This window comes from Streptomyces sp. CG4, assembly GCF_041080655.1.
GTDB lineage: Bacteria > Actinomycetota > Actinomycetes > Streptomycetales > Streptomycetaceae > Streptomyces.
The window spans coordinates 4,948,781-4,973,405 of the sequence record NZ_CP163525.1 but is presented as its reverse complement, the minus strand read 5'-3'; the positions used below and the strand labels follow the sequence as shown (position 1 = coordinate 4,973,405).

At 69.2% G+C, this 24,625-nt stretch carries 25 protein-coding genes, 1 pseudogene and 1 riboswitch; of the genes and pseudogenes, 13 read left to right on the top strand and 13 right to left on the bottom strand.

The features are described from left to right. Window position 1: 1 nt before the first annotated feature. The 3 genes from AB5L52_RS22450 (at window position 2) to AB5L52_RS22440 (ending at window position 3,563) form a co-directional block, all read left to right on the top strand. The gene (locus AB5L52_RS22450) at window positions 2–1,114 is read left to right on the top strand and encodes a LacI family DNA-binding transcriptional regulator (protein ID WP_351577726.1); all 1,113 of its coding nucleotides are present in this window, start codon (window positions 2–4) and stop codon (window positions 1,112–1,114) included. A gap of 328 nt (window positions 1,115–1,442) precedes the next feature. After that, complete coding sequence (locus AB5L52_RS22445; protein ID WP_351577723.1) at window positions 1,443–2,522, top strand: metallophosphoesterase; 1,080 nt, start codon at window positions 1,443–1,445, stop codon at window positions 2,520–2,522. A 180-nt stretch (window positions 2,523–2,702) separates the two neighbouring features. Beyond that, the gene (locus tag AB5L52_RS22440; RefSeq protein WP_351577720.1) at window positions 2,703–3,563 is read left to right on the top strand and encodes a hypothetical protein; all 861 of its coding nucleotides are present in this window, start codon (window positions 2,703–2,705) and stop codon (window positions 3,561–3,563) included. A gap of 180 nt (window positions 3,564–3,743) precedes the next feature. Here AB5L52_RS22440 and AB5L52_RS22435 read toward each other — a convergent pair. After that, window positions 3,744–3,872 (bottom strand): annotated as a pseudogene (locus AB5L52_RS22435) (thiamine biosynthesis protein ThiC); the annotation flags it as partial. An 11-nt stretch (window positions 3,873–3,883) separates the two neighbouring features. Continuing rightward, window positions 3,884–4,390 carry a helix-turn-helix domain-containing protein gene (locus AB5L52_RS22430; RefSeq protein WP_351016828.1) on the bottom strand — a complete coding sequence of 169 codons (507 nt, stop codon included), beginning with the start codon at window positions 4,388–4,390 and terminating at the stop codon, window positions 3,884–3,886. On the opposite strand from AB5L52_RS22430, the gene AB5L52_RS22425 reads away from it, so the two are divergent. Beyond that, a complete protein-coding gene (locus tag AB5L52_RS22425; RefSeq protein WP_369365802.1) occupies window positions 4,377–5,315 on the top strand; it encodes an NADP-dependent oxidoreductase in 939 nt (312 codons plus the stop codon). The two genes, AB5L52_RS22430 and AB5L52_RS22425, sit on opposite strands and share 14 nt — an antisense overlap. 90 nt (window positions 5,316–5,405) lie before the next feature. Here AB5L52_RS22425 and thiC read toward each other — a convergent pair whose 3' ends face one another. Next, on the bottom strand, window positions 5,406–7,208 hold the full coding sequence (thiC, locus tag AB5L52_RS22420) for a phosphomethylpyrimidine synthase ThiC (protein ID WP_351577714.1): 1,803 nt from the start codon (window positions 7,206–7,208) through the stop codon (window positions 5,406–5,408). After that, window positions 7,201–7,378, bottom strand: a riboswitch (TPP riboswitch). Its footprint overlaps the gene before it by 8 nt. Before the next feature lie 81 nt (window positions 7,379–7,459). Here thiC and AB5L52_RS22415 point away from each other — a divergent pair. Continuing rightward, window positions 7,460–9,031, top strand: coding sequence for a YibE/F family protein (locus tag AB5L52_RS22415; protein WP_369368950.1), 1,572 nt, complete (start codon window positions 7,460–7,462; stop codon window positions 9,029–9,031). A 171-nt stretch (window positions 9,032–9,202) separates the two neighbouring features. On the opposite strand, the gene AB5L52_RS22410 is transcribed toward AB5L52_RS22415, so the two are convergent. The 4 genes from AB5L52_RS22410 to AB5L52_RS22395 all read right to left on the bottom strand — a co-directional run bounded on the left by AB5L52_RS22410 (window position 9,203) and on the right by AB5L52_RS22395 (window position 11,595). Continuing rightward, on the bottom strand, window positions 9,203–9,640 hold the full coding sequence (locus AB5L52_RS22410) for an SsgA family sporulation/cell division regulator (protein WP_351016836.1): 438 nt from the start codon (window positions 9,638–9,640) through the stop codon (window positions 9,203–9,205). 99 nt (window positions 9,641–9,739) lie between these two features. Then, complete coding sequence (locus AB5L52_RS22405; protein ID WP_351017413.1) at window positions 9,740–10,540, bottom strand: IclR family transcriptional regulator C-terminal domain-containing protein; 801 nt, start codon at window positions 10,538–10,540, stop codon at window positions 9,740–9,742. 372 nt (window positions 10,541–10,912) lie between these two features. Then, window positions 10,913–11,125 (bottom strand): DUF5326 family protein, encoded by a 213-nt coding sequence (locus AB5L52_RS22400; RefSeq protein WP_073887226.1) that lies wholly within the window; start codon window positions 11,123–11,125, stop codon window positions 10,913–10,915. A gap of 152 nt (window positions 11,126–11,277) precedes the next feature. Continuing rightward, window positions 11,278–11,595: a cupin domain-containing protein gene (locus tag AB5L52_RS22395; protein WP_351016840.1), complete on the bottom strand. Its 318-nt coding sequence runs from the start codon at window positions 11,593–11,595 to the stop codon at window positions 11,278–11,280. Window positions 11,596–11,654: 59 nt separating this feature from the next. Between AB5L52_RS22395 and AB5L52_RS22390 the strand changes: the two genes are divergently transcribed. The 5 genes from AB5L52_RS22390 to AB5L52_RS22370 all read left to right on the top strand — a co-directional run bounded on the left by AB5L52_RS22390 (window position 11,655) and on the right by AB5L52_RS22370 (window position 15,372). Then, on the top strand, window positions 11,655–12,032 hold the full coding sequence (locus AB5L52_RS22390; protein ID WP_208899920.1) for a phage holin family protein: 378 nt from the start codon (window positions 11,655–11,657) through the stop codon (window positions 12,030–12,032). A gap of 7 nt (window positions 12,033–12,039) precedes the next feature. Beyond that, on the top strand, window positions 12,040–12,531 hold the full coding sequence (locus AB5L52_RS22385) for a low molecular weight protein-tyrosine-phosphatase (protein ID WP_369365798.1): 492 nt from the start codon (window positions 12,040–12,042) through the stop codon (window positions 12,529–12,531). After that, window positions 12,528–13,676 (top strand): cystathionine gamma-lyase, encoded by a 1,149-nt coding sequence (locus tag AB5L52_RS22380; protein WP_369365796.1) that lies wholly within the window; start codon window positions 12,528–12,530, stop codon window positions 13,674–13,676. The genes AB5L52_RS22385 and AB5L52_RS22380 overlap by 4 nt, the downstream gene beginning before the upstream one ends. Before the next feature lie 219 nt (window positions 13,677–13,895). Then, window positions 13,896–14,801: a LysR family transcriptional regulator gene (locus tag AB5L52_RS22375; protein WP_351577705.1), complete on the top strand. Its 906-nt coding sequence runs from the start codon at window positions 13,896–13,898 to the stop codon at window positions 14,799–14,801. 88 nt (window positions 14,802–14,889) lie between these two features. Further along, entirely contained in the window at window positions 14,890–15,372 is a 483-nt protein-coding gene (locus tag AB5L52_RS22370; protein WP_351016852.1) for an NUDIX hydrolase, read from the top strand. Between the two features lie 5 nt (window positions 15,373–15,377). Here the strand turns inward: AB5L52_RS22370 and AB5L52_RS22365 are convergent, their stop codons facing one another. Then, a complete protein-coding gene (locus AB5L52_RS22365; protein WP_351016854.1) occupies window positions 15,378–16,805 on the bottom strand; it encodes a globin domain-containing protein in 1,428 nt (475 codons plus the stop codon). 193 nt (window positions 16,806–16,998) lie between these two features. Next, a complete protein-coding gene (locus tag AB5L52_RS22360; protein ID WP_351016857.1) occupies window positions 16,999–17,631 on the bottom strand; it encodes an HAD-IB family phosphatase in 633 nt (210 codons plus the stop codon). 151 nt (window positions 17,632–17,782) lie between these two features. On the opposite strand from AB5L52_RS22360, the gene AB5L52_RS22355 reads away from it, so the two are divergent. Continuing rightward, the gene (locus AB5L52_RS22355) at window positions 17,783–18,649 is read left to right on the top strand and encodes a GNAT family N-acetyltransferase (protein WP_369365793.1); all 867 of its coding nucleotides are present in this window, start codon (window positions 17,783–17,785) and stop codon (window positions 18,647–18,649) included. 73 nt (window positions 18,650–18,722) lie between these two features. On the opposite strand, the gene AB5L52_RS22350 is transcribed toward AB5L52_RS22355, so the two are convergent. Together AB5L52_RS22350 and AB5L52_RS22345 are read right to left on the bottom strand one after the other, a co-directional pair. Continuing rightward, complete coding sequence (locus AB5L52_RS22350) at window positions 18,723–19,142, bottom strand: heme-binding protein (RefSeq protein WP_369365791.1); 420 nt, start codon at window positions 19,140–19,142, stop codon at window positions 18,723–18,725. Between the two features lie 117 nt (window positions 19,143–19,259). Beyond that, on the bottom strand, window positions 19,260–20,468 hold the full coding sequence (locus AB5L52_RS22345) for an MFS transporter (protein WP_369365789.1): 1,209 nt from the start codon (window positions 20,466–20,468) through the stop codon (window positions 19,260–19,262). Between the two features lie 143 nt (window positions 20,469–20,611). Here AB5L52_RS22345 and AB5L52_RS22340 point away from each other — a divergent pair, with 143 nt between their 5' ends. Both AB5L52_RS22340 and AB5L52_RS22335 read left to right on the top strand, forming a co-directional pair. Next, window positions 20,612–21,070 (top strand): MarR family transcriptional regulator, encoded by a 459-nt coding sequence (locus AB5L52_RS22340; RefSeq protein WP_351016867.1) that lies wholly within the window; start codon window positions 20,612–20,614, stop codon window positions 21,068–21,070. 9 nt (window positions 21,071–21,079) lie between these two features. Then, the gene (locus AB5L52_RS22335; RefSeq protein WP_351577694.1) at window positions 21,080–21,532 is read left to right on the top strand and encodes a GNAT family N-acetyltransferase; all 453 of its coding nucleotides are present in this window, start codon (window positions 21,080–21,082) and stop codon (window positions 21,530–21,532) included. A gap of 82 nt (window positions 21,533–21,614) precedes the next feature. Here AB5L52_RS22335 and AB5L52_RS22330 read toward each other — a convergent pair whose 3' ends face one another. Further along, window positions 21,615–23,000 (bottom strand): serine hydrolase domain-containing protein, encoded by a 1,386-nt coding sequence (locus tag AB5L52_RS22330; RefSeq protein ID WP_369365785.1) that lies wholly within the window; start codon window positions 22,998–23,000, stop codon window positions 21,615–21,617. 101 nt (window positions 23,001–23,101) lie between these two features. Next, window positions 23,102–24,580: a replicative DNA helicase gene (gene dnaB / locus AB5L52_RS22325; protein ID WP_031225379.1), complete on the bottom strand. Its 1,479-nt coding sequence runs from the start codon at window positions 24,578–24,580 to the stop codon at window positions 23,102–23,104. Window positions 24,581–24,625: the final 45 nt, after the last annotated feature.

Sequence of the window (24,625 nt, the reverse complement as noted above, 5' to 3'; positions counted from 1 at the left end):
CATGACAGCAGCAGGGAAGCACCAGGTGAGCCGCGCGGAAACCTCACGTCGAGGCAGTCGGCCGAGCCGGGCGGGCATCAGAGACGTGGCCGCCGCCGCCGGAGTCTCCATCACAACCGTCTCCGACGCCCTCAACGGCAAGGGGCGGCTCCCGGATGCCACCCGGCGCCATGTCCGTGAGGTCGCCGACCGGCTGGGGTACCGCCCCTCGGCCGCCGCCCGCACCCTCCGTACCGGCAAGTCGGGCCTGATCGGCCTGACCGTGACGACGTACGGGGATGAACCTTTCACCTTCACGGAGTTCGCGTACTTCGCCGAGATGGCGCGGGCCGCCACCTCGGCCGCGCTCGCCCGCGGCTACGCCCTCGTCATCCTGCCCGCGACCTCGCGCCACGACGTGTGGTCCAACGTCGCCCTGGACGGCACGGTCGTCATCGACCCTTCTGACCAGGACCCGGTGGTCAGCGAACTGGTCCGGCAGGGACTCCCGGTCGTCTCCGACGGCCGCCCGGCCGGCTCACTGCCGGTCACCGCCTGGGTCGACAACGACCACGAGGCCGCCGTCCTCGGCATCCTCGACCACCTCGCCGACGCCGGCGCCCGCCGTATCGGCCTGCTCACCGGCACGACGACGGACACGTACACCCATCTGTCGACCACCGCCTACCTGCACTGGTGCGAGCGGGTCGGCCAGGACCCGGTCTACGAGGCCTACCCGGCGCACGACCCGTGTGCGGGCGCCGTCGCCGCCGACCGGCTGCTCGCCCGCCCCGACCGGCCCGACGCGGTCTACGGCCTGTTCGACCCCAACGGCACCGATCTGCTGGCCGCCGCCCGGCGCTACGGACTGCGCGTCCCCGACGACCTGCTGCTCGTGTGCTGCAGCGAGTCCATGGTGTACGCCAGCACCGAGCCGCCCATCACCACGCTCTCGCTGAAACCGCGCCGCATCGGCACCGCGGTCGTCCAGCTGCTCATCGACGCCATCGAGGGCGTGGAGTCGGACCAGCCGGTCGAGCAGGTGATACCGACCGAGCTGATCGTGCGCACCTCCTCCCAGCGGCGCCTGCCCCGCACGACGGTCAGCCCGCCGCGGACCCCGGACGACAGGTAGCACGGACGAACAGGACCGGGTGGGCGGCACCGGAGGACGGGGAACGGCGTCGAAAAACGGGGCGCGCACCCTGTACATGCATCGTCCGCTGGAGGGGACACGACAGACCGGCGACCGGTGAGCCGGGGGTTCGGTCGGCGCGCAGCCGGCCGAACACCTGACCAAACGGGGCGAAAGCCGCGGTGAACTGGAGTCTTGTTCCGATTCACCACCCCTGGGTCATCACACGGCGCGACGCGCATTCCTATGATGGGCCCACGACACCGTGGACCGCTGCGACCAGGCAGTCCGAAGCGGTGCAGCTGCGGCGCGATGGTGGAGGGGTCTGATGACTCAGGGGGCCGGTCAGGGACCCGAAGTGGAGCGGACGGCGACGCTGCGCGACTTCCGGGTACCGGCGTACGTCCACGAGACCGGTCCGTACACCCGCACCGCCCACCCGGGCGACTCCGCGCCGCCCGCCGACGAGGCGTACCCCGACGACTACACCCCCACCCAGCGCGACCTTCCCGTCGTCACCCGGACGCCGACGCTCCAGGTCCCCGTCGAACCGGCGCCCGCCACCCCGGAACCGCAGCCCGCGACCGGCCCCGGACCGCTGTTCGTCGTCGGAGACGTCCACGGATACCTCGACGAACTGGTGACCGCCCTGCAGGAGCAGGGGCTGATCGACGCCTCGGGCCAGTGGTGCGCCGGCACCGCCCGGTTGTGGTTCCTCGGCGACTTCACCGACCGCGGACCCGACGGCATCGGCGTCATCGACCTCGTGATGCGGCTGTCCGCCGAGGCCGCGGCGGCCGGCGGCTACTGCAAGGCCCTCATGGGCAACCACGAACTGCTGCTGCTCGGCGCCAAGCGGTTCGGCGACACGCCCGTCAACTCCGGCGCGGGCACCGCCACCTTCCAGGCGGCCTGGCTGCTCAACGGCGGTCAGAAGACCGACATGGACCGCCTCCAGGACCACCATCTGCAGTGGATGGCCCGCCTCGACGCCCTCGAACTGGTCGACGGCTACCTGCTCGTGCACTCGGACACCACCGCCTATCTCGACTACGGCGACTCCATCGAGGCGGTGAACGACACCGTCCGTGAGACGCTCACCCGCAACGACGCGGACGAATGCTGGGATCTGTTCCGCAAGTTCACCAAGCGCTTCTCCTTCCGCGACGAGGGCGGCGCAGACGCCGTCCGCTCCCTTCTCGATACGTACGGCGGCACCCGCATCGTTCACGGCCACAGTCCGATTCCCTACCTCCTCGGCGAGGTCGGCTCCGAGGACGGAGAGGAGGGCACCGGCCCGGTCGTGGAGGGACCGCACGTCTACGCCGACGGGCTCGCCATCGCGATGGACGGCGGGGTGACCATGGCCGGAAAACTACTGGTACGGCAACTCCCCCTGACTACCTGACCGTTCCGTGGGCAGGCGTCCCCCCGGCGGAGTTCACGCAGGCGGGGGCAATTTCCGGCAACCCCCTGTCACCACGTGCCGTCACGGCTCTACCATCGGCTTATCCGTAGCAGGCTCCCCTCCGTTTCTGCCCGACGGCTCGCCGGCGTGCGAGCCCCAAGCCCTACGGAGCATCGGGGGATGCACATGAACAGCGTTCCGCAGTACCTGCAGAGCGAGGACCGCCAGGAATTCGAGCGGCTCCTCGATGAGGCGCTGCGCTCCGCACCACACCGACCGGAACTGGCCGCTGTCGGACAGCGGCTCAACCCTGAACAACTGCGCACCATGGCGCTCAGCGCCTCCGCCTTGATCACGGCCGCCGCCGCGGCCGAATACCAGCACTATGTGAAGGTCCGCGAGGAACTGCGGCACCCGGCGATGGCCGCCGCGGCCACCGGCGGCTCCGCTTCCACGCAGCCGGGTTCGGCCACGACCGGGCTCGTCACCACCTTCGGCGATGCGGCCGAGAGCACCGGCGCGGGCGCCATCGCGATCATCGCCGTACTGGCTCCCGTCCTCTCCGGAACGGCTGCGGCGATCTTCCTGCTCGTCGGCTACATCCTGAAGACGCTGAGCCCCGGTCAGGCATTCGCCCAGACCATGCTCACCGCCGGCTGGGTGTTCGGCGCGGTGACCGCGGCGGCGATCCTCGTCGCCGCCGTCGGACTGCTCCTCACCGCCCTGCGCAACGGCAACTCGGCACAGGCCAAGGCGCTGGACGCGGCCCACCGGGAACTGGACAAGGCAAGAGCGGCCTGGCGGGACGCCCTGCTGGAGCGCGGCATCCTGCCGTTCCTGCGGGAGGCTCTCGCCGAGCCCGGAGCAGCCGCCCTGCACCGCACCACCCCGTCCGCCCCGAGCGGCCGTATGCCCCGGCTGGGATACGACCGCCCCGGCTTCAGCAGCCCCGACGACGGCGCCGACTCCGGCCGCCCGAGCTTCACCAGCCCGGACTACACGAGCCCGGACTTCGGCGGCCCGGAGCACCGGCCCGAGTGACCCCGCCTCCGCGGCTGGACAGCCCCGGCTCGCACCCCGGAACAGCAGGGGCCCGACCGGGTGGACCGAGCGGCCAGCCGGTGTGGCGCCCCCACCCCGGTCAGCCGCCATTCCGCCGTTCCTCGACCGCACCGGCCGCCTCAGCAGGCGATCCGGCGCGGCGAGTCAGGCCCCTCCGGCTCACTCGGCGATCGGCAGGTACACCCTGTTCCCGCTCGCCGCGAACTCCTTCGACTTCAGGGCCATGCCCTCCTCGATCTCGGCCCGGCTGCCGCCGTGTTCGCAGCGTATGTCCTGCGAGATCTTCATTCTGGACATGATCAGCCCTGAGTCTCACGCTCGTCGAATGTCTTCCTGGCCGTCTGGAATGCGGCGATATTCGCCTGCGACCAGTCGGTGATGCTCTGCACCAGCCCACCTGCCTCCTGGCCCAGTTTGGTCAGCTGGTACTCCACGCGCGGCGGCACGGTCGGGAACACAGTCCGCGTCAGCAGGCCTTCGCGTTCCAGCGCGCGCAGGGTCTGCGTCAGCACCTTCGGGGTCACGCCATCCAGCCGCCGCCGCAGTTCCGCGAACCGCATGGGTCGGCCGTCCTCAAGTGCCACCAGTACCAGCATGGTCCACTTGCTGGCGATCAGCTCCAGCACGGCACGCGTGGGGCAGTCACGCAGGAAGACGTCCACGCCACCGTGTTTCCTCAGGTCGAAGCCGGTATCCATGAGGAACCTCGATATCAGATAAGTGCCTTCTTCCGCACTGTTATCACTCGGGCCGACCATGGGACGCACCGCGACCCACTGACAAGGAGTTCTGATGTCCGCCCGCATGCATGCCATCGTCCAGTCCGCGTTCGGCGGTCCCGAGGAGCTCACCTACACCGAGACCGACGTGCCCGAGCCCGGCCCCGGTGAGGTATTGCTGCGGGTCGCCGGTGCCGGAGTCAACCCGGGTGACGCGGTACTCCGCGCTGGTCGCGTGCCGGCGCTGGTCACCCTGCCGTGGACGCCGGGCAACGACGTGGCCGGTTTCGTCGAGCAGGTCGGTGAAGGCGTGACGCGGTTCGCACCGGGCGACAAGGTGTACGGCATGCTGTCGGTCACCCGACGCGGCGCGTACGCCGAGTTCACTGCCGTGCCGGCCGACGCACTGGCTCTCGCGCCCAAGAACCTCGGCCTGGTGCACGCGGGGGCTGTGCCTCTGGTCGCGTTCACCGCTTGGCAGGCGCTGGCCGTGCTCGCCCGGGTTCAGCCCGGCGACCGCGTACTGATCCACGCGGCGGCGGGCGGCGTCGGTCACGTCGCGGTGCAGTTGGCCAAGGAGTTGGGGGCGTACGTCATCGGTACCGCACGGGCGGCCCGTCATGACTTCCTTCGCGAACTGGGTGCCGACGAACTGATCGACTACACCACCACCGACTTCCGGACGGCCGTGGCTCCGGTCGACGCGGTCCTGGACCTGGTCGGCGGTTCCTACGGGCCGCGCTCTCTCGATGTGCTCCGGCCCGATGGTCTGCTCATCGGCGCGTCGATCGACCCGGGTACGGACGAGCGGCAGGCAGCCACCCGCGGACTGCGCTATGCATGGGTCGCGTCCGAGCCCTCCGGTGAGTTGCTGGATCGGATCACCGAACGCATCGAGGCAGGTCGGCTACGGGTCACGGTGCAGCAGACCTACCCGCTGGCCGAAGCATCGGAGGCCCACCGCACCATCGAGGCCAAGCGCACCATGGGCAAGATCGTCCTTGTGCCGTGACCGACTCGATCACCAAGCAACCGGCATGGTCCGCGTTTCGCGTGACGCCCTCACGTCGACTCGGAAACGCGGACCGCTTGCAGCCGGAACTCAGTCCGCGATCGGCAGATACACCCGGTTCCCCGCCTCGGCGAACTCCTTCGACTTCTGGAGCATCCCCTCAGCGACCTCCTCCGCCGACGCCCCCTCAGCCACCGCGCCACCGAACCGCTCTGTGATGCTTTGGCTAATCTTCATGCTGCAGAACTTCGGCCCGCACATGGAGCAGAAGTGGGCCGTCTTGGCGGGCTCGGCCGGCAGGGTCTCGTCGTGGAACTCCCGTGCCGTGTCCGGGTCCAGTGCGAGGTTGAACTGGTCCTCCCACCGGAACTCGAAGCGGGCGTCGGACAGCGCGTCGTCCCACTCCTGGGCACCCGGGTGTCCCTTGGCGAGGTCGGCCGCGTGCGCGGCGATCTTGTAGGTGATGACGCCGGTCTTGACGTCGTCCCGGTTGGGCAGGCCCAGGTGTTCCTTGGGCGTGACGTAGCAGAGCATCGCCGTGCCCCACCAGGCGATCATTGCGGCGCCGATGCCGGAGGTGATGTGGTCGTACGCCGGCGCGATGTCCGTGGTCAGCGGGCCGAGCGTATAGAACGGAGCTTCATCACAGATCTCCTGCTGAAGGTCGATGTTCTCCTTGATCTTGTGCATCGGGACGTGACCGGGGCCCTCGATCATCGTCTGTACATGAAAACGCTTGGCGATCTGGTTGAGTTCCCCGAGCGTGCGCAATTCCGCGAACTGCGCCTCGTCGTTGGCGTCCGCGATCGAGCCCGGCCGGAGGCCGTCGCCCAGCGAGTACGTGACGTCGTAGGCGGCGAGGATTTCGCAGAGTTCCTCGAAGTTCTCGTACAGGAACGACTCCTTGTGGTGCGCCAGGCACCACGCGGCCATGATCGAGCCGCCACGCGAGACGATGCCGGTCTTGCGGTTGGCGGTGAGCGGCACATACGGCAGGCGCACGCCGGCGTGGACGGTCATGTAGTCCACGCCCTGCTCGGCCTGCTCGATGACCGTGTCCTTGTAGATCTCCCAGGTCAGTTCCTCGGCCCTGCCGTCGACCTTCTCCAGGGCCTGGTAGAGCGGCACCGTGCCGATGGGGACGGGGGAGTTGCGCAGCACCCATTCGCGCGTGGTGTGGATGTTGCGGCCGGTGGACAAGTCCATGACCGTGTCGGCACCCCAGCGGGTCGCCCAGGTCATCTTCTCCACCTCCTCCTCGATGGAGGAGGTCACCGCGGAGTTGCCGATGTTGGCGTTGACCTTCACCAGGAACCGCTTGCCGATGATCATCGGCTCGATCTCCGGGTGGTTGACGTTGGCCGGCAGCACCGCCCGGCCCGCCGCGATCTCCTCACGGACCACTTCGGGGGAAACGTTCTCCCGGATGGCCACGTACTCCATCTCCGGAGTGATCTCGCCCCGGCGGGCGTACGCGAGCTGCGTCACCGCCTGGCCGCTGCGGCCTCGACGCGGCTGGCGCGGCCGTCCAGGGAAGACCGCGTCCAGGTTGCGCAGCCCGCCGCGCGGCGAGGTGTGCTTGATCCCGTCGTCCTCGGGGCGGACGGGACGGCCCGCGTACTCCTCGGTGTCACCGCGGGCGATGATCCAGTTCTCCCGCAGCGGCGACAGGCCCCTGCGGACATCGGTGTCGACGAGTGGATCAGTGTATGGGCCCGACGTGTCGTACAGCGTGATCGACTGACCGTTGGTGAGATGCACCTGGCGGACCGGCACGCGCAGGTCGGGGCGCGAACCCGCGACGTACGCCTTGTGCCAGCCGATGGACTTCCCGGCCTCCTGGGACATGTCGTCCTGAACAGAGGCAGGCGTGCGTGCGTCCTTGTTGGTCATGAGACCTACTCCCTACGCCGGCATTACCCGGTAACAGGTTCGGCGGTCGACGCAGCGGTTTCCGTCTGCCGACGTTTCCCGCGGAACATCGCTTGTTCCACGTGAAACATCGCACTTACGGAGGTCAGCGCCCTCTCAGCCCGGTGCTCCGAGCTCCCGCGTGTGCAAAGGTGCCTCCACGCTAGCGTCATATGTGGCGCGGTGAACAGTGGGCCCCCTAGCGTTCTTGCGATGATCCGGCGGTGACCAGGATGGAGCAGTACCCGTATCAACCACCCGAGCGGCACCGGCCAGGCGTCTCGGGACAGGGGGGCGGCTACAGCCAAGGCGCCCCTACGGCCGACGACATATACGGCCACGACGTCCGGAGGAGCGGCGCCGGGCAGAGTTATGAGCACCCCCATGTCCCCTCGGGAGCCGGTCACCGGCAGGGGTCCCGCTTCGGCGGAGGCGACGGGCAAGACCCCGAGCAGGAATCAGGCGGGGACAACGCCAGCGGTCACGGTCATGGGCACGGGCACAGTCATAGCCACGGTCCCGCCGCCCCCGTCTCCAAGCATCTGCGGAAGGTCATCGCCGCGATCCTGGTCCCGTTCACCGCGGCGGTCGTCGTCGGCCTGGTGGTGCTCTGGCCCGGGGGAGCTCCGCCGCACAAGCGCACCGGCGTCGGCTTCGACCGGGAGACGCAGCAGGCCACGGTCACCAAGGTCGTCGAGGTGAGCTGCCAGTCGGCCAACGCCTCCGGCGACACCCCGACAGGCGACACCTCCACCGCCGAGGGCAACTCGGCGCAACAGGAGGCGAAGGGAACCTGCAAGAAGGCGACCGTGCGGATCGACACCGGCAAGGACACGGGCCGTACGTTCACCGAGATCGTGCAACCGGACCAGCCCCGGCAGCTGCACCAGGGCGAGAAGGTGGTGGTCGCCTACGAGCCCTCGGCGCCGAAGGATCTGCAGTACTCGGTGGCCGATGTGAACCGGAAGTTCCCCATGACGCTGCTCGCGGGGATCTTCGCGATCGCCGTCGTGGTAGTCGGCAGGCTGCGCGGTGTCATGGCGCTCGTCGCACTGGCCGTGAGCTTCCTGGTGCTGACCCTGTTCATCCTGCCCGCGATCCTGCAGGGTTCGAACCCGCTGCTCGTGGCCGTGGTCGGGGCGAGCGCCATCATGCTGATCGCCCTCTACATGTGCCACGGACTGTCGGCCCGGACCTCGGTGGCGGTGCTCGGCACGCTGATCTCCCTGTCGCTGATCGGCGTGCTCGGTTCCCTGTTCATCGGCTGGGCCGCCCTGACCGGGAACACGGACGACAACACCGGCCTGATCCACGGCCTGTATCCGTCGATCGACATGAGCGGTCTGCTGCTGGCCGGCGTCATCATCGGCTCGCTCGGCGTCCTGGACGATGTGACCGTGACGCAGACATCGGCCGTCTGGGAGCTGCACGAGGCCAATCCGTCGATGGGCTGGCGCGGGCTGTACCGGGCGGGCATCCGGATCGGCCGCGACCACATCGCCTCCGTGGTCAACACCCTCGTCCTCGCCTACGCCGGTGCCGCGCTGCCGTTGCTGCTGCTGTTCTCGATCGCGCAGAGCGGCGTCGGGACCGTGGCCAACAGCGAACTGGTGGCCGAGGAGATCGTGCGCACGTTGGTGGGCTCGATCGGTCTGGTCGCCTCGGTTCCGGTCACCACCGCTCTCGCCGCCCTGGTGGTCGCGGCCGACCGCCCGAGCCCGGACAGCCCGGCAGCGGCAGCGGCAGCGGCAGCGGCACAGTCCGTCCCGGCACGCGGTGGGCGGGGGCGACGCCGGAAGCGGTGAGGGCGACCGGGCCGACGTAAGATGCGGTCGGCCAGCCCCTGACCGGCCGGAGGGCAGGCCCCGGCCGCGCCCGGCCCTCTCCGCTCGCTGTGCTCCGCGCTCTACGCAGAAGCGTTCCTGCCTGGTCCTACGCGACATGGTGGAGCGCCTGGCGCCCCGTGCCGTAACGCTTCACCCGGCGCTCTGCTCCTCGGCCAGGATGCGGTCCAGGGCCTCTTCCAGATGGGCGTCGAAGTCCGCCAGCGCGCCCTCCTGTCCGAGCGGCACGAGCTTGTCCGTACGGTCCAGGAAGGCCACGAGCGGCGGTACGGAGGAACGGAACAGGGCCTGGTCGCAGCCGACCTGAAGCCTGATCAGCACCTCACCCAGCATCTCGGAATCGGCGGGAGCGATGTGCACATCCCCCTCCCCGCACGGCCGGCCGACGCCGTCGATCAGCAGCTCGCGTCCGAACGCCCAGGTGACCGGGGCATCACCGGGCAAATGGAAGGTGAGCCGCACGGCATAGGGATCACTGGTCTCGTAGCACAACTCCACCGGGATGCGGAAGGAGAGCTCCTCCGACACGAGAAAGCTCATCATGACCTCTGCCTGTACGGACTCGCGCATCGTCTACCCCGTCATACGACATCGACTGGCCGGGATTGATCCCTCTAACGGTGGTCAAATCTTGCTGAACGTACACGGCAGATCACAAGGAGTAAGTTTTCAGATACTGATAGAGAGCGTGAGCGTCCCCAGATGGCGCCCGATCTCCGTCTGCAGCCGATGGGCCGCGGGCAGCAACCGATCGGCCTGGTGGGCGGGCAGCGACATGGCCATCGTGGCCACCGTGGTGCCGACCGTGATCGGGACCGCCGCGCAGACGGTCCCCAGCGCGTACTCCTGGCGCTCCACCACCGGCTCCATACGCGGCACCCGGGCCAGCCGCCGCAACAGGGCATCGTTGTCACGCACCGTGTAGGGCGTGAGGGCCTGCACGGGATAGCGGGCGAGATGGTCGCGGCGGGCGTCCTCGTCCAGCTGGGAGAGCAGGCACTGCCCGATGGCGTGCGCATGGCCGGTCGCGCGGAAGTCGGCCCACTCCTCGACTGCCGGCGTCTCCGGAGAGTCGGAGACGCACATGACATCGATCTCGCCGTCCCGGTACATCGCGTAGTACACCGGCACACCGATGGAATCGCGCCAGTGCGCCAGCGTGTCGGCCACCGCGCTGCGACGTTTCTGCTGTGCGCCGCTGCTGCCCAGCCGTTCGGCCGCGTCACCGAGGAAGAACAGCCCCTTCTCACGGCGCAGATAGCCCTCGTGCACCAGGGTGCGCAGCAGGTGGTACGTCGTCGGGAGGGCGAGGCCGGTCTCACGGGCGAGTTGTTTGGCGGGGGCGCCGTAACTGTGTGCGGCAACGGTCTCCAGCAGGCGCATGGCGCGCTGGACGGATCCGATGAGGGTCGCGGCGGCCGGCGTGCCGGGTGCGTCGGAGTGGTGCGGTGGCCTGGAGGCGTCGCTCAGACGCGGTGGGCCGGAGGCGTCGGTGGGGCGGGGCGGGCCACAGGCGTCGACGGGGTGCGGTTGTTCCGGGACCGCGACGGTCGGCGGCCGTTGGACGGGGGGTGGGATGGGGGCTGAGTGCGGTTCTGCCGATGCGGTGTCAACCGTGGCCAAGAGTCACTCCCGGAGCACGAGGGGCAGCCCGTGCGGAGGAAAAGCACGGAGGGGATCTGCGCCGCCCGCGGGGCCGGACCCCGCGGGAGCTCCGGACTCTAACCGTCCGCCACGGCACACAGACGGCCTCCCGGAGAAACTTCCCTCCCCCGAGGGAAACCGGTGCTCTCCTTGCCGGGAACCGGTGGCGCCGTTGCCGGTCACCGGTCCCCGAATCCGTCACCAGTCGCTGCGTGACGAGGAGTTCGACATGAACTTGCGCACGATGTAGATGAGTCCGCCGACCAGGGCGACGAAGACCAGCGCCTTGAAGAGCAGACCGATCACAAATCCGACCACCGTCGCTATCAGGCCGCCGAACACGACCAGGGCGATGACCGGCACCGCGACCCACTTCACCCACCACGGAAGTCCCGCGAAGATCTCTCGCATCGCCCTTGTCCTTTGCATCCTCGTACGACTGGGTTCTCAGTACAGCGTTTGGCGTTCTGCACTCGATGCTAGGGCCGAAGGGGGGTCCCGCGGGGGCCTCGCATCCCCTGTCCTCCCCTGACCCGTCCCCTAGGGAACCCCGAGATCCGGGCTCACGCCTCGGGCGGAGAGAAGACGACGAGAACCCTCAGATCCTCGCTGATGTGGTGGAACCTGTGGGCGACTCCGGCCGGCACGTACACGACGCTGCCCCGCGCCACCTCGGTCGTCTCCAGCCCGACCGTGATCGACGCCCGGCCGCTCACGACGAAGTACACCTCGTCCTGGTTGTGCGGCTTCTGCGGGTCGTGCTCGCCCGCGTTGAGCGCGTACAGGCCGACGGACATGTTCCGCTCCCGCAGGAACTGAAGGTAAGCCCCCTCGTTGGCGGCGCGCTCCGCCTCCAGTTCGTCCAGCCGGAATGCCTTCATCGCCGCTGTCGCCCTCGTCTCACTGCTAGGTTCCGATCCGGTCTGCCACGATCAGACACATGAAGAATTTCGTAGTCAAGACGATCGCCAACGCGGGCGCCCTCGCCGTCGCCGTATGGCTGCTCGACAAGATCACTCTTACCGGTGACAGCACGGCCAAGAAGGCCGGCACGCTGATTGTCGTCGCGCTGATCTTCGGCCTGGTGAACTGGCTGGTCAAGCCGATCGTGAAGGTGCTCACCTTCCCCTTGTTCATCCTGACCCTGGGTCTGATCACCCTGGTCGTGAACGCGCTGATGCTGCTGCTGACCTCCTGGGTGTGCGGCAAGCTCGACCTGAGCTTCCATGTGCAGGGCTTCTGGACGGCCGTCGTCGGCGGTCTGATCGTCTCCGTCGTCTCCTGGGCGCTGCACGTCGTCCTGCCCGACGAGGACTGAGCGCACCATGACCTACCGCGTCTGCTTCGTGTGCACTGGAAACATCTGCCGCTCCCCGATGGCCGAATCCGTCTTCCGCGCGCGGGTGACAGAGGCCGGGCTCGAGGACCGGGTGGAGGTCGGCAGCGCCGGCACCGGCGGCTGGCACGAGGGCGAGCCCGCCGACCCACGGACCGTCTCGGTCCTCGAAGAACACGGCTACGACAGCGCTCACATAGCGCGCCAGTTCGAGCCGTCGTGGTTCTCCCGGCTCGATCTCGTGATCGCCCTCGACACCGGTCACCTCAAAGCCCTGCGTCGTCTCGCACCGACCGAGGAGGACGCGCGCAAGGTCCGCCTGCTGCGCTCCTTCGACCCCGCCGCCTCGGACGACCTCGACGTGCCGGATCCGTACTACGGACGCCGGGACGGCTTCGAGGAGTGTCTCGAGATGGTGGAGTCGGCGAGCGCCGGCCTGCTGGCCGGCTTGCGCGAGCAGCTGGGAGGACAGGCCGCATGAGCGACACCGGCCAGAACGAGGGTCGTACCGGCGACGGCACGAGCGCGGTACGCGCGGGACTGCCCGAGCCGGTCAAGCACGAGCCGACCCTGCCCGGGCCGGTGTTCGCGGCGCACTTTCACCTGCCTGGCGAGGTGACGGGCTCGTATGTGTACGGCCGGGACGGCAACCCGACCTGGACGTTGCTGGAGCGGGCCATCGGCGGGCTGGAGGCGCCCGGGCAGGACGACGTGGAAACGCTGGTCTTCGCTTCCGGTATGGCGGCGATGTCGTCGGTGCTGTTCTCCCAGCTCCGTGCCGGGGACGCGGTCGTGCTGCCCTCCGACGGCTATCAGGTGCTGCCGCTGGTGCGCGCCCAGCTGGAGGCGTACGGCATCGAGGTGCGCACCGCACCCACCGGCGGCGACGGTCAGCTCGACGTCCTCGACGGCGCCCGGCTGCTGTGGATCGAGTCCCCGTCGAACCCGGGGCTGGATGTCTGCGACATCCGGCGGCTGGTGGCGGCAGCCCATGCGCAGGGCGCCCTGGTCGCCGTCGACAACACCCTCGCCACCCCGCTCGGGCAGCGTCCGCTGGAGCTGGGTGCCGACTTCTCCGTGGCCAGCGGCACCAAGCAGCTCACCGGCCACGGCGATCTGCTGCTGGGCTACGTCGCCGGCCGCGACGCCGAGACGATGGCCGCCGTACGACGCTGGCGCAAGATCGTCGGGGCGATCTCCGGGCCCATGGAGGCCTGGCTCGCGCACCGGTCCATCGCCACGCTCCAGCTGCGCGTCGACCGGCAGAACGCCACCGCCCTCGCGGTCGCAGAGGCCCTGAAGCACCGGCCAGAGGTGTCCGACCTGCGCTATCCCGGACTGCCCGGCGACCCCTCGCACAAGATCGCCGCGCAGCAGATGCGCCGCTTCGGCTGCGTGGTCTCCTTCACGCTGCCCACACGCACGCGTGCGGAGCGTTTTCTCCAGGCTCTGCGTCTGGTGGAGGACGCGACGAGCTTCGGAGGGGTGCGCTCCACGGCCGAGCGCCGCCGCCGCTGGGGCGGGGACGCGGTCCCGGAGGGCTTCATCCGGATGTCCGTGGGTGCCGAGGATCCCGAGGACCTGATCGCCGATGTGCTGCGCGCCCTGGACGAGTCCGCCGAGTGAGCCCCGACCCGTCCGGCCGCCGAGAGCGCCCGGCGGTCCGAGCCTCCCCCCTCGTGGCTCGGACCGCCTTCGGTTCGGCGCGCCATGAACCGCGCGAACAAGGCTAGTTGACTCTGTGTCAGTGTCCAATCACGCTAGCGACAGAGACCTATCGACTTATTTATAGTTAGGGCCTGCCTGGGGGCCGAAGGGGGGCAGAGATCTAGGGGAGGGCACGCCATGGACCTGGCCTTGCTGCGCACCTTCGTCACTGTGCACCGGGCTGGTTCCTTCACCCGCGCCGCCGCTCTGCTCGGCCTCTCCCAGCCCGCCGTCACCTCGCAGATCCGCACCCTGGAACGACAGCTGGGCAAGCCTCTCTTCCTCCGTCAGGCGCGCGGAGTGACCCCGACGACCATCGGCGACGAACTCGCACACAAGGCAGCACCCCATCTCGACGCTCTGGTGGAGATAGCCGAGAGCGGCCTGGACGACGAGTCCTCGCTGAAAACCCTGCACCTCGCCGGCCCGCCCGAGTTCACCGCCGAACGCGCCCTGCCCGCTCTGACGGAGCTGACCGGTGACGACGGCCAGGGCTTCGCGCTGCGCGCCTCCTTCGGCACGGCGGAGGAAGCGCTGGAAGGACTGGCCTCCGGACACCATGATCTGGCCATCAGCACGGCCCGGCCGCGCGGTGCTCTGCTCACCGCGACTCCGCTGTGCGACGAGGAACATGTGCTGATCGCCGCCCCTCGTTGGGTGGAGCGGATCGATGCGGAGGCGCTGCGCCTGAAGGGGGCGCCGGCGCTGGAGGATCTGCCCGTCGTCGAGGTGCACGAATCGCTGCCCTTCGTCTCGCGCTACTGGGCCTCCGTCTTCGACTCCCGCCCGGCCGCCTCGGGCACGGTCATCGTGCCGGACCTACGAGCGGTCCTCGCCTGTGCGATCGCGGGTGCCGGACTCGCGGTGCTGCCCCGATATCTGTGCGCCGCGGCCCTCGACGACGGTGCGGTCGCACCCCTCAACGACCCGGTGGTGCCGCCACTGCGCACCTACTTCCTGGTGGTGCGCACCGGCACCCTCGCCATGCCGCATATAGCGCGGGCCCATGAGTGGCTTCAGCGGGCCGCTGCGGCCTGGTGCTGAGGCTCTTCGGCACAGCGCCCACCGGTGGCGGTCGAGGAGTGACGCCATGCGATGTTTCACGTGGAACCAGCCGGGCCACATTTCTCCCATGACCGTCCGACCCGTGGTCAAGCGCACCGCCCGTGCCGTTCTTCTGGACGGTGACGACCTGATCCTGATCAAGCGCACCAAGCCTGGCGTCGATCCCTACTGGGTCACTCCCGGTGGCGGCGTCGAGCCCACGGACCCAACCGTCGTGGACGCACTGCACCGGGAGGTGTCCGAGGAGCTCGGCGCCAAGATCACCGATGTGGTGCCGTGCTTCGTGGACACCGTCGAGCACATCGGCGAGGACGGTGGTGCGACCGGCGTGAAGGTGCAGCACTTCTTCGTCTGCCGGCTGGAGTCCATGGACCCGGCCCTGCGGCACGGCCCCGAAGTGGACGAGCCGGCCGGTGAGTACGAAATTGTCCGCATCCCCTTCACCCGCGTCGGCATCGCCTCCGTCCATCTTGTCCCGCTGTCACTGCGCCACTATCTGGACGGCAACATCGAGGGAGTACGCGCCATGCACGCTCCCGACCTGGGTTAGCCCGCTCAGTCCCCGACGACGAGCAGTTCCTCCACCGCGTCATGCCGTATACGGCTCGACGGGATGCCGAAGCCCCGGAGCATGTCGACGCTGCTGCGGATCATCCCGGGCGGACCGGAGAGAAAGGCGTCGTACTCGTTCCACGGGCCGTAGTCGCGCAGGGCTTCGGGAAGCTGGAGACGCGCCTGCTGGTCGATGATCGCCCGGACCGACAGCCAGGAGTAGCTCTGCTGGAGCCGGAGCATGGTGTCGATCTCGTAGAGGTCGTGGTCGGTGCGGGCGCCGTAGAACACCTCGACAGGTCGGCGTGCTCCGCGCTCGGCGACATCCTCGACCAGGGCCTTGATGGGCGCTATGCCGGTGCCGCCGCCCAGGCAGAGCAATCCGCTGTCGGTCGTGTGGTCGACGGTCATGGAACCGGTCGGCGGGCCGAGGCGGATGACGTCTCCGGGCCGGGCACGGTGCACCAGCGCGTTGGAGACCCAGCCGGCCGGCACGGCCTTCACATGGAAAGTGAGCAGGCCGTCCGAGCGGGGTGCGGAGGCGAAGGAATAGTGCCGCCACACCCGTGGCCACCACGGTGTCTCCACGCTCGTGTACTGGCCGGCGAGGAAGGGATAGGGCTGGTCCGGGCGGACGGTGAGGATCGCTACGTCGGGGGTTCTGAGGTCGTGGGAGACGACCTCGGCGTACCACCAGGCCGGGGACCGCAGTTCGTCCACAGCCGCAGCGTCAATCATGACCTGAGAGATCGTCGTGTAGGCCCGGATCCAGGCCGCTTCGGTCTCCGGGTTCCACACGGCGGCGGCGTACTTGCTCAACGCGCTGATCAAGCACTCCCCGACGGCCGGATAGTCCTCAGCACGCGTCCCGTACTTCCGGTGTCCCCGGCCGAGGTTCTGCAGGTAGTCGACGAGGATCTCGGTGTTGTCCATGTGCTCGGCCGCGGTGAGCAGCGCCTTCAGCAGGCGGTCCCGCTGGGTGTCCATCGCGGGCGGGAACAGCACGCGCAGATCGGGACGGCGGACGAAGAGCAGCGCGTAGAAGTAGGACGTGACCTTGTCGGCGACCGAGGCTATCTCGGTCATCGTGCGGCGTATGAGGATCGCGTCCGGAGACCCCTCCTCGGCGTCCGACGCCGCTCGCTGCTCCGGCACACGCTGTGAGGCCGCCGGTGAAGCCGTCGGCTGCGGGGCGGGTTCGTCCGCGGGGTGCGGAGCGGGTGTGGCCATCGGGTGCCGGGCAAGTGCGTCCGCCGGGTGCGGAACAGGTGCGGTCACCGCCTGCCCGGCGTGTGTCGCCGCCGGGTGCGGGCTTGCGTGTCTCTCCTCGTCAGGGTGCGGGGGCGAAGCCGGTGGTGTCTTGCGTGGCGTGAACCAACCGCCCCCGCCCGACATGCCGTTTTCCCCCGACGTGGTGGTCGGAGTGTCCATGGTGTGCCCTCGCCTCGAACGTCTTACGGTCGGTCTGCGCACCTCCACCCGGAAGGTGCATGCGTCCCCCGGCGGACGGTCAGCCGCAGGACGGCGTGAACCGGACTCGACCCTACCGGCCCGCGCCGCACACACAAGTCCCCCTTTACTCCCTCACGAATCGGGCAAGAGGGCATACCACGAACTCCGTCAGCTAGCGGGCAGAGCGAACCAATTCATAGGCATCCCACAGATCCCGCCCCGTGTAGGAGTGCGTCGCGAACTCGGCCAGATGGGCATCCGCGTTGACCGCGACGGAAACCGGTACGGCAGCGAACAGGTCCTTGTCCGACGATGAGTCGCCGTAGGCCACACACTCCGCCCGCACCACGCCGAACTCCTCGCAGAGCCGGTCCGCGACAGTCACCTTGGCCGCGGCACTGAGCACCCCGGACGGATCGACGGGCTCGGTGAACGGCACGGCCGGAAAGCGGGATCCGTGCGCCGCGTGCGCACCCCAACCGAGAAGGCGTTCCACGAAGAAGGACGGTGAGAGAGACACCACCGCGCAGTATTCGCCCGCGCTTCTGATCTCTGCCCAGACCTCACGGATGCGGGCCAGCCAGGGAGCCGCCTCGAATGCGGCGCTGACATGCGCCTCGGTCAGATCGGCCCACAGTTCGTACACCTGCGCCGCGTACTCCGGCGGGCCGATCCGTCCCTCCGCGATGGCCCGGTCCAGTGCCACGGTCTCCGCTTCCCGTCCCAACTGCCGGGAGATCTCCACCGGTGCCGTACTGCCATGCAGCAACGTGCCGTCGAGATCGAAGAGATGAAGTCTCGCCATGGGCCGAGGCTAACGGGGTGCCGACGTTTCACGTGAAACGCGTTCCGCCCTGTCCATGGGCTGTGCACATGGATACAGCATGGCCAAAAGCACGTGTGTCTGCGGCGAAACGGGTGGACGCCGGGGCTGCCGGTCGGACAGCCTGACCTGCGTGTCGACTCCTTCCCTCGCCGCTCTGCCCATCCGCCGTCTGACGCTTCGCGATCTCACCGCCTGCGCCGACTTGTCCGAGAACCGGGGGTGGCCACGCGAAGAGCACAAGTGGGGTCTCCTCCTTGCTGCCGGAAAGGGCTTCGGCATCGACGACCCCGAGGGTGGTCTCGTCGCCGCGTGCGTCGTCACGGAGTACGGCTCGTGGGAGCGCGTGGATCTCGGTGCCATCGGCATGGTTCTGGTGGCCGAACGTCATGCCCGCCAGGGCGTCGGGCGCCGTTTGATGCGCCGTGTCGTGTCGGCCATGGGCACCACTCCGCTCACGTTGCACGCCACGCCCAACGGCCTTCCCCTGTACGAAGAACTGGGCTTCAAGGTGACGGGCCGGGCGGAGATGCTGACGGGCCGCTTCACTCCCGGCGGGCCGGAATCCGGCGTACCGACCCGCGCCGCCACCGCGGAGGACCTTCCCTCGATCCTGCGGCTCGACGACGGGGTGTTCGGCGTCGACCGCACTCCCCTGATCACTCGGCTGCCCGCGTTTGCCGACCAGTTGCGGGTGGCCGAAGAGGACGGCCGGATCATCGGCTACGCGGCCGCATGGCCCAACATGGACACCCATGTCGTCGGTCCGCTGATCGCCGCGGACACGGAGACCGCCCAGGCCCTCATCGCCTCGCTGGCCGCCCATACCGACCGTCCGCTGCGCACCGACATCGACATCCGCCATGAGAAGCTGCTGATCTGGGCAAAGGAGCGGGGGCTGACCTCCGTGGCCTTCAACGCGGTGATGACCTACGGCATCACGGATCTTCCGGGGGACTGGACGCGACGATTCGCACCGCTGACGGTGGCCGCCGGCTGAGCCGTCGTACGACGCACGCCGGCCCCGCCGTGTCGTACGGCGGGGCCGGCGTTGTCCCTGTGGGGTGGCGTGATCAGGCGAGTGCCTGCACGGCCGCGCTGGCGAAGCCGTGGTCCTGCTCCGGTGCACCGCCGCCGACGCCGATCGCGCCGATCAGCCTGCCGTCCCGGTGGACGGGCACACCGCCCGCGATGAACAGCAGGGGCCGGTCGAGGGCCGTGGGCAGCGTGTGGAAGAGGCCACCCGGCTGGACGGCATCGACCAGGTCGGCGGTGGGGGCGTTCAGCTGCAGCGCCGTGTAGGCCTTGCGGGTGCTGGTCTCGCCGGAGATCAGCACGGCCCTGTCGTCCCGACGGAAGGCGAGCAGATGGCCGCCGGCGTCCAGAACGGTGACACTGACGGTGACCCCGGCGTCCTCGGCCGCGCGGCGGGCCGTGGCGACCAGCAGGTCGGCGTCCTCGATGGACAGCGGGGCGACGGTGGTGGTGCTCATGGAGAGTCTCTCCTCGGGTGTTGCTGAGATGGGGTGCTTGCCGTACCGGGGGACGCGCCCCGGCGCGGAGGTCTGCGAGGAACTGCGGGCGGCGAGGCCCCCTGTGGGTCCGAAGGCTCAGTAGTGGACCGGCGTCTGCTGCTCGGTGGACGTCCCGGAGGCGATCACGGTGCTGCGGGCTCCGGCGCGGTGCTCCAGCGCCGCCGAGAGGACGGCGAGGACCAGCGCGGTCGCGGCAAGGACTGCGCCGACCCAGTTGGGCGCCGTGTAGCCGTAGCCGGCCGCGATCACCATGCCGCCGAGCCAGGCGGAGAGCGCATTGCCCAGGTTGAAGGCGCCGATGTTCACGGCCGACGCGAGCGTCGGCGCGCCGTGCGCCTGGTCGAGTACGCGCTTCTGGAGCGGGGGTACGGTCGCGAAGCCCAGGGCGCCGATCAGGGCGATGGTGACAGCCGCCGCGATCTTGTTGTGGGCGGTGAGCGTGAAGAGGGCCAGAACCACGGCCAGGGCGCCCAGGGAGACGTACAGCATCGGCATCAGGGCGCGGTCGGCGAACTTGCCGCCGACGAGGTTGCCGCCGACCATGCCGAGGCCGAACAGGACCAGCAGCCAGGTGACCGAGCCGTCGGCGAAGCCCGCGATGTGGGTCATCATCGGCGCGATGTAGGTGATGGCCGCGAAGACGCCGCCGAAGCCGAGGACGGTCATCGCCATGGCGAGCAGGACCTGGGCGTTCTTGAAGGCGGCCAGCTCATGCCGCAGGTGCACGCCCTCGGGCCGCGGCATCTCGGGCACCAGCTTGGCGACGCCGGCCAGACCGACGACCCCGAGGGCGGCGACGATGCCGAAGGTGACGCGCCAGCCGACGTGCTGGCCGATGAGCGTGCCCAGCGGAACGCCGACCACATTGGCGACGGTCAGACCGGTGAACATCATGGCGATGGCGCCCGCCTTCTTGTGGGGCGCCACCAACTCGGCCGCGACGACCGAGCCGATGCCGAAGAAGGCGCCGTGCGCGAGCGAGGCCACCACGCGTCCGATCAGCATGATCGCGAAGGCGGGGGCCACCGCAGAGACCAGGTTTCCGGCGATGAAGAGGCCCATCAGCAGCATCAGCATGCGCTTACGGGAGACCTTCGTACCGAGCACGGTCATCACCGGGGCGCCGATGACCACACCGAGCGCGTAGCCCGTCACCAGCAGGCCCGCCGTGGGGATGGAGACCCCGAAGTCGCCCGCGACCTGGGGCAGCAAGCCCATGATCACGAACTCGGTCGTTCCGATTCCGAAGGCCCCGATCGCGAGGGCCAGAAGCGCGAGAGGCATGGAGGGGTACACCTTCCCAGACGATTGCAGGAGCGCTTTGCGTGCGTTCACAATAATTGCAGACGCGGGCTAATGGCAACCGCGCACTATTGCGAACTTGCTCTACCCTTGATGCAGCCGCTCCGGGACGGAGGAGAACGCCCATGACAGCGACGGATCCCGCGCTCACCGCCCTCGCACAGGGCTGGTGCGCCCTCTCTGCGCTGCACGGAAGGATCGAGGCACACATCGAGCGCGCCCTGCAGGCGAAGCACGACCTGAGCGTGCGCGAGTACTCCCTGCTCGATGTGCTGAGCCGCCAGCACGACGGTGAGGGCGGCCATCTGCAGATGAAGCAGGTCGCCGACGCGGTCGTCCTCAGCCAGAGCGCCACCACGCGCCTGGTGACCCGGCTGGAGGACCGCGGCCTGCTGGAGCGCTATCTGTGCCCCACCGACCGGCGCGGCATCTACACCAACGTCACCGAGGCGGGCCTGCGGTTGCTCGAGGAGGCACGGCCCACCAATGACGCCGCCCTGCGCGAGGCCCTGGACGAGGCCTCCAGGAACCCCGAACTGGCACCGCTGGTACGGGCCGTGGAATCCCTGAACGCGCCCGCATAGGGTGCGCGCATGGGAGATCTTGAAATACGGCGTATGACAGCCGACGACCTTCCGGCCGTCGTCGCGATGCTCGCCGACGATCCGCTGGGTGCTCGGCGAGAGTCCACCGACGACATGACCCCTTACCGGGCCGCGCTGGAACGCCTGGACGCCGATCCGAACCAGCACCTCGTCGTCGCCGTCCGTGAAGGCCGCGTGATCGGAACCCTCCAGCTCACGATCATTGCCGGGCTCTCCCACAAGGGGACGACCCGCGCGCTCATCGAAGCCGTGCGCGTCCACGCCGACGAACGGGGCAGCGGGCTGGGCAGCCGGCTGATCGAGTGGGCGATCGACACCTCCCGGCAGGTCGGCTGCCGGATGGTGCAGCTGACGTCCGACAAGTCACGGACCGACGCTCATCGCTTCTACGAACGGCTCGGCTTCAGCGCTACGCACGAGGGCTTCAAACTGCGGCTCTGAGGATCGCGCGACCACAACGCGACGGGGGTGTGTTTCACGTGAAACACACCCCCGTCGCACATCCCCGTCGGCCGCCCGGGGCCTAGCCGATGCCCCGCCACCCCTCCGAGTCCACTCCACCGGGGATGGCGGCCTCGGGGTCGTACGGCTGCCGCGTGAACACGAACGAGCCGAGGTCGAGGTGACTCACGGCCCCGTCCGGCCGCCGTACGGGCCGCAGCAGCTCCCCGGCGAAGTAGCCCTCCAGGCCGGTCCAGGTGCCGTCATCGTTCGAGCGGAAGCGGGCACGCCGGCCGGTGCCGGTCAGTGGGCCGAGCGCCAGAAGACCGTCCGCGGACACCCGCAGACCGAAGGCGTTGGTCCCCCAGTACCACTGCCCCGCCAGCTCCAGGGCCGCCGGATCGACCTCGCGCAGCGGCCGCCAGGGCTCGGGGATCCGCGGCTCCGCCTCGGCGACGATCCGCACGAGGTCGGCGCCCACGGCTCCCAGGAGCGGTCCGCTGGTGCAGTTGGCCAGCACCACCGCCGCCACGTCGTCCTCCACGCTGATGGTGAGGTTCGCCAGGAACCCCGGCAGCGAACCGGAGTGCCCGACCAGAAGCCGGTCATCACGGCGCTGGATCTGCAGACCGAGGCCATAGGTGACACCGTCCAGCATGTCCGCCGCCTCTGCCGGCGCCGCCGGCGTCCCCATCTCCCGCACCGACTCTGCGCTCAGCACCCGGTCGTCCCCCGCGGCCAGAAACGCCGCGAACCGCGCCAGGTCCCCTGTGGTCGACCACAGCTGACCGGTCGGCGCCATCCTGCCCAGGTCCTCCAGCGGCTCCGGCAGCAGCGCGTCGGCCCAGGGATGCACTGCCCATCCGCCGGCGTGCGGGGCCTGCGGCTGCGTGCTCGTACGGTGCAGACCGAGCGGCTCGAGGATCTCGCTGCGCAGCACCTCTTCCCAGGGGGCACCCCGCAGTTCCTCCACCAGCGCGCCGAGCACCGTGTAGCCGGGGTTGGAGTAGTGGTGCCGTCGGCCGACGGGGTGCAGGAGGGGCTGTGCGCCGAGCACGTCACTGAGCTCGGGGCGCAGGGTGCCAGGGGTCCGCTCCCACCAGGGCGCGGGTGACTCGGCTGCCAATCCCGCCGTGTGCGCGAGCAGTTCAGCGATCGTCGCCTCGCCCGCGCCGGTGCCCGGCAGATGCTTCTCCAACGGATCGCCGAGGTCGAGGCGGCCCTCGTCCCGCAGCCGCATCACCAGGACGGCGGTGAAGGTCTTGGTGATGGATCCGATCCGGTACTGCACCGTCTCGTCCGGGCCGTGTCCGTCCACCGAGGTCCGCGCCCCGTGCCACACGGCCCGCCCGCCCCGTACGACGGCTGCGACCAGCGACGGCGCCCGCCCTTCGGCCTGTGCGACGGCGATCCTGTGCAGCAGGCTTCGTCGGGTCGTGGGGAGCAGCTCTTCCTGAGGTGTCGTCATGGCCCCAGTCCACCGGGTCGGGCTGCGGCCGTCGAGTTCATTTCACGGACGCCGTCCGTCTGGAAGAGCCGAACCCCAATGAGCCCCTACAGACAGGCCGATCAGGTCTGGGCCATGTCCACGAAGCGGGAGTAGTGGCCCTGGAAGGCGACCGTGATCGTGGCCGTGGGGCCGTTTCGGTGCTTGGCCACGATCAGGTCGGCTTCGCCCGCGCGCGGGGACTCCTTCTCGTAGGCGTCCTCGCGGTGCAGCAGGATGACCATGTCGGCGTCCTGCTCGATGGAACCCGACTCACGCAGGTCGGAGACCATGGGCTTCTTGTCGGTGCGCTGCTCGGGGCCACGGTTGAGCTGGGAGAGCGCGATGACCGGAATCTCCAGCTCCTTGGCGAGCAGCTTGAGGTTACGGGACATGTCCGAGACCTCCTGCTGGCGGCTCTCGGCACGCTTGGAGCCGCCGGACTGCATCAGCTGGAGGTAGTCGATGACGACCAGCTTCAGGTCGTTGCGCTGCTTCAGGCGCCGGCACTTGGCGCGGATCTCCATCATCGACAGATTGGGGGAGTCGTCGATGTAGAGCGGTGCGGCCGAGACGTCCGGCATCCGGCGGGCGAGCCGGGTCCAGTCCTCATCGGTCATCGTGCCGGACCGCATGTGGTGCAGGGCGACCCGAGCCTCGGCGGACAGCAGACGCATCGCAATCTCGTTGCGGCCCATTTCCAGCGAGAAGATGACGCTGGGAAGGTTGTTCTTGATCGAGGCGGCCCGCGCGAAGTCCAGTGCGAGCGTCGACTTGCCCATGGCGGGTCGGGCGGCGATGACGATCATCTGGCCCGGGTGCAGACCGTTCGTCAGCGAGTCGAAGTCGGTGAAGCCGGTGGGCACACCGGTCATCTCGCCACTGCGCGAGCCGATCGCCTCGATCTCGTCGAGGGCGCCTTCCATGATGTCGCCGAGCGGCAGATAATCCTCGCTGGTGCGCTGCTCGGTGACGGCGTAGATCTCGGCCTGCGCACTGTTGACGATCTCGTCGACGTCGCCGTCGGCCGCGTATCCCATCTGTGTGATGCGCGTACCGGCTTCGACCAGGCGGCGCAGGACCGCCCGCTCATGGACGATCTCCGCGTAGTACTCGGCGTTGGCCGCCGTCGGCACGGTCTGGACGAGGCTGTGCAGATACGCGGCCCCGCCGACCTTGTTGATCTCGCCGCGCTTGGTGAGTTCGGCGGCGATGGTGATCGGGTCGGCCGGCTCGCCCTTGGCGTAGACGTCCAGGATCGCCTGGTAGATCGTCTCGTGCGCGGGCTTGTAGAAGTCGTGGCCCTTGAGGATCTCGACGACGTCAGCGATGGCGTCCTTGGACAGGAGCATGCCGCCCAGCACCGACTGCTCGGCGTCCAGGTCCTGCGGCGGCACCCGCTCGAAGGAGGATCCCCCTTCGTCCCAGGAGGCATTCTCCCGGCCCCGGTCGTGCTGTTCGTCACGACCCCGGCCGCCGTCACCGCGTCGACGGGAGGCCGGCAGACGATCACTGGGTCCGGCGTCGGCCCACGGATCGTCCAAGGGCTCGGAAATGCTCACCGAGACACCTCCTCCCGTCCGCACAGCGGACCTCGCCGTGTCCTC

Bases quoted from the DNA above. Each gene is read 5' to 3' on its own strand.
- AB5L52_RS22375 (WP_351577705.1), top strand. From the start codon at position 13,896: ATGGACCTGGCCTTGCTGCGCACCTTCGTCACTGTGCACCGGGCTGGT.
- AB5L52_RS22400 (WP_073887226.1), bottom strand. From the start codon at position 11,125: ATGCGAGAGATCTTCGCGGGACTTCCGTGGTGGGTGAAGTGGGTCGCG.
- AB5L52_RS22335 (WP_351577694.1), top strand. From the start codon at position 21,080: ATGGGAGATCTTGAAATACGGCGTATGACAGCCGACGACCTTCCGGCC.
- AB5L52_RS22350 (WP_369365791.1), bottom strand. From the start codon at position 19,142: ATGAGCACCACCACCGTCGCCCCGCTGTCCATCGAGGACGCCGACCTG.
- AB5L52_RS22380 (WP_369365796.1), top strand. From the start codon at position 12,528: ATGAGCGACACCGGCCAGAACGAGGGTCGTACCGGCGACGGCACGAGC.
- AB5L52_RS22445 (WP_351577723.1), top strand. From the start codon at position 1,443: ATGACTCAGGGGGCCGGTCAGGGACCCGAAGTGGAGCGGACGGCGACG.
- AB5L52_RS22345 (WP_369365789.1), bottom strand. From the start codon at position 20,468: ATGCCTCTCGCGCTTCTGGCCCTCGCGATCGGGGCCTTCGGAATCGGA.
- AB5L52_RS22410 (WP_351016836.1), bottom strand. From the start codon at position 9,640: ATGCGCGAGTCCGTACAGGCAGAGGTCATGATGAGCTTTCTCGTGTCG.
- AB5L52_RS22440 (WP_351577720.1), top strand. From the start codon at position 2,703: ATGCACATGAACAGCGTTCCGCAGTACCTGCAGAGCGAGGACCGCCAG.
- AB5L52_RS22340 (WP_351016867.1), top strand. From the start codon at position 20,612: ATGACAGCGACGGATCCCGCGCTCACCGCCCTCGCACAGGGCTGGTGC.
- AB5L52_RS22430 (WP_351016828.1), bottom strand. From the start codon at position 4,390: ATGCGGGCGGACATCAGAACTCCTTGTCAGTGGGTCGCGGTGCGTCCC.
- AB5L52_RS22395 (WP_351016840.1), bottom strand. From the start codon at position 11,595: ATGAAGGCATTCCGGCTGGACGAACTGGAGGCGGAGCGCGCCGCCAAC.
- AB5L52_RS22330 (WP_369365785.1), bottom strand. From the start codon at position 23,000: ATGACGACACCTCAGGAAGAGCTGCTCCCCACGACCCGACGAAGCCTG.
- AB5L52_RS22385 (WP_369365798.1), top strand. From the start codon at position 12,040: ATGACCTACCGCGTCTGCTTCGTGTGCACTGGAAACATCTGCCGCTCC.
- AB5L52_RS22390 (WP_208899920.1), top strand. From the start codon at position 11,655: ATGAAGAATTTCGTAGTCAAGACGATCGCCAACGCGGGCGCCCTCGCC.
- AB5L52_RS22360 (WP_351016857.1), bottom strand. From the start codon at position 17,631: ATGGCGAGACTTCATCTCTTCGATCTCGACGGCACGTTGCTGCATGGC.
- AB5L52_RS22425 (WP_369365802.1), top strand. From the start codon at position 4,377: ATGTCCGCCCGCATGCATGCCATCGTCCAGTCCGCGTTCGGCGGTCCC.
- thiC (WP_351577714.1), bottom strand. From the start codon at position 7,208: ATGACCAACAAGGACGCACGCACGCCTGCCTCTGTTCAGGACGACATG.
- AB5L52_RS22370 (WP_351016852.1), top strand. From the start codon at position 14,890: ATGACCGTCCGACCCGTGGTCAAGCGCACCGCCCGTGCCGTTCTTCTG.
- AB5L52_RS22415 (WP_369368950.1), top strand. From the start codon at position 7,460: ATGGAGCAGTACCCGTATCAACCACCCGAGCGGCACCGGCCAGGCGTC.
- AB5L52_RS22365 (WP_351016854.1), bottom strand. From the start codon at position 16,805: ATGGACACTCCGACCACCACGTCGGGGGAAAACGGCATGTCGGGCGGG.
- AB5L52_RS22450 (WP_351577726.1), top strand. From the start codon at position 2: ATGACAGCAGCAGGGAAGCACCAGGTGAGCCGCGCGGAAACCTCACGT.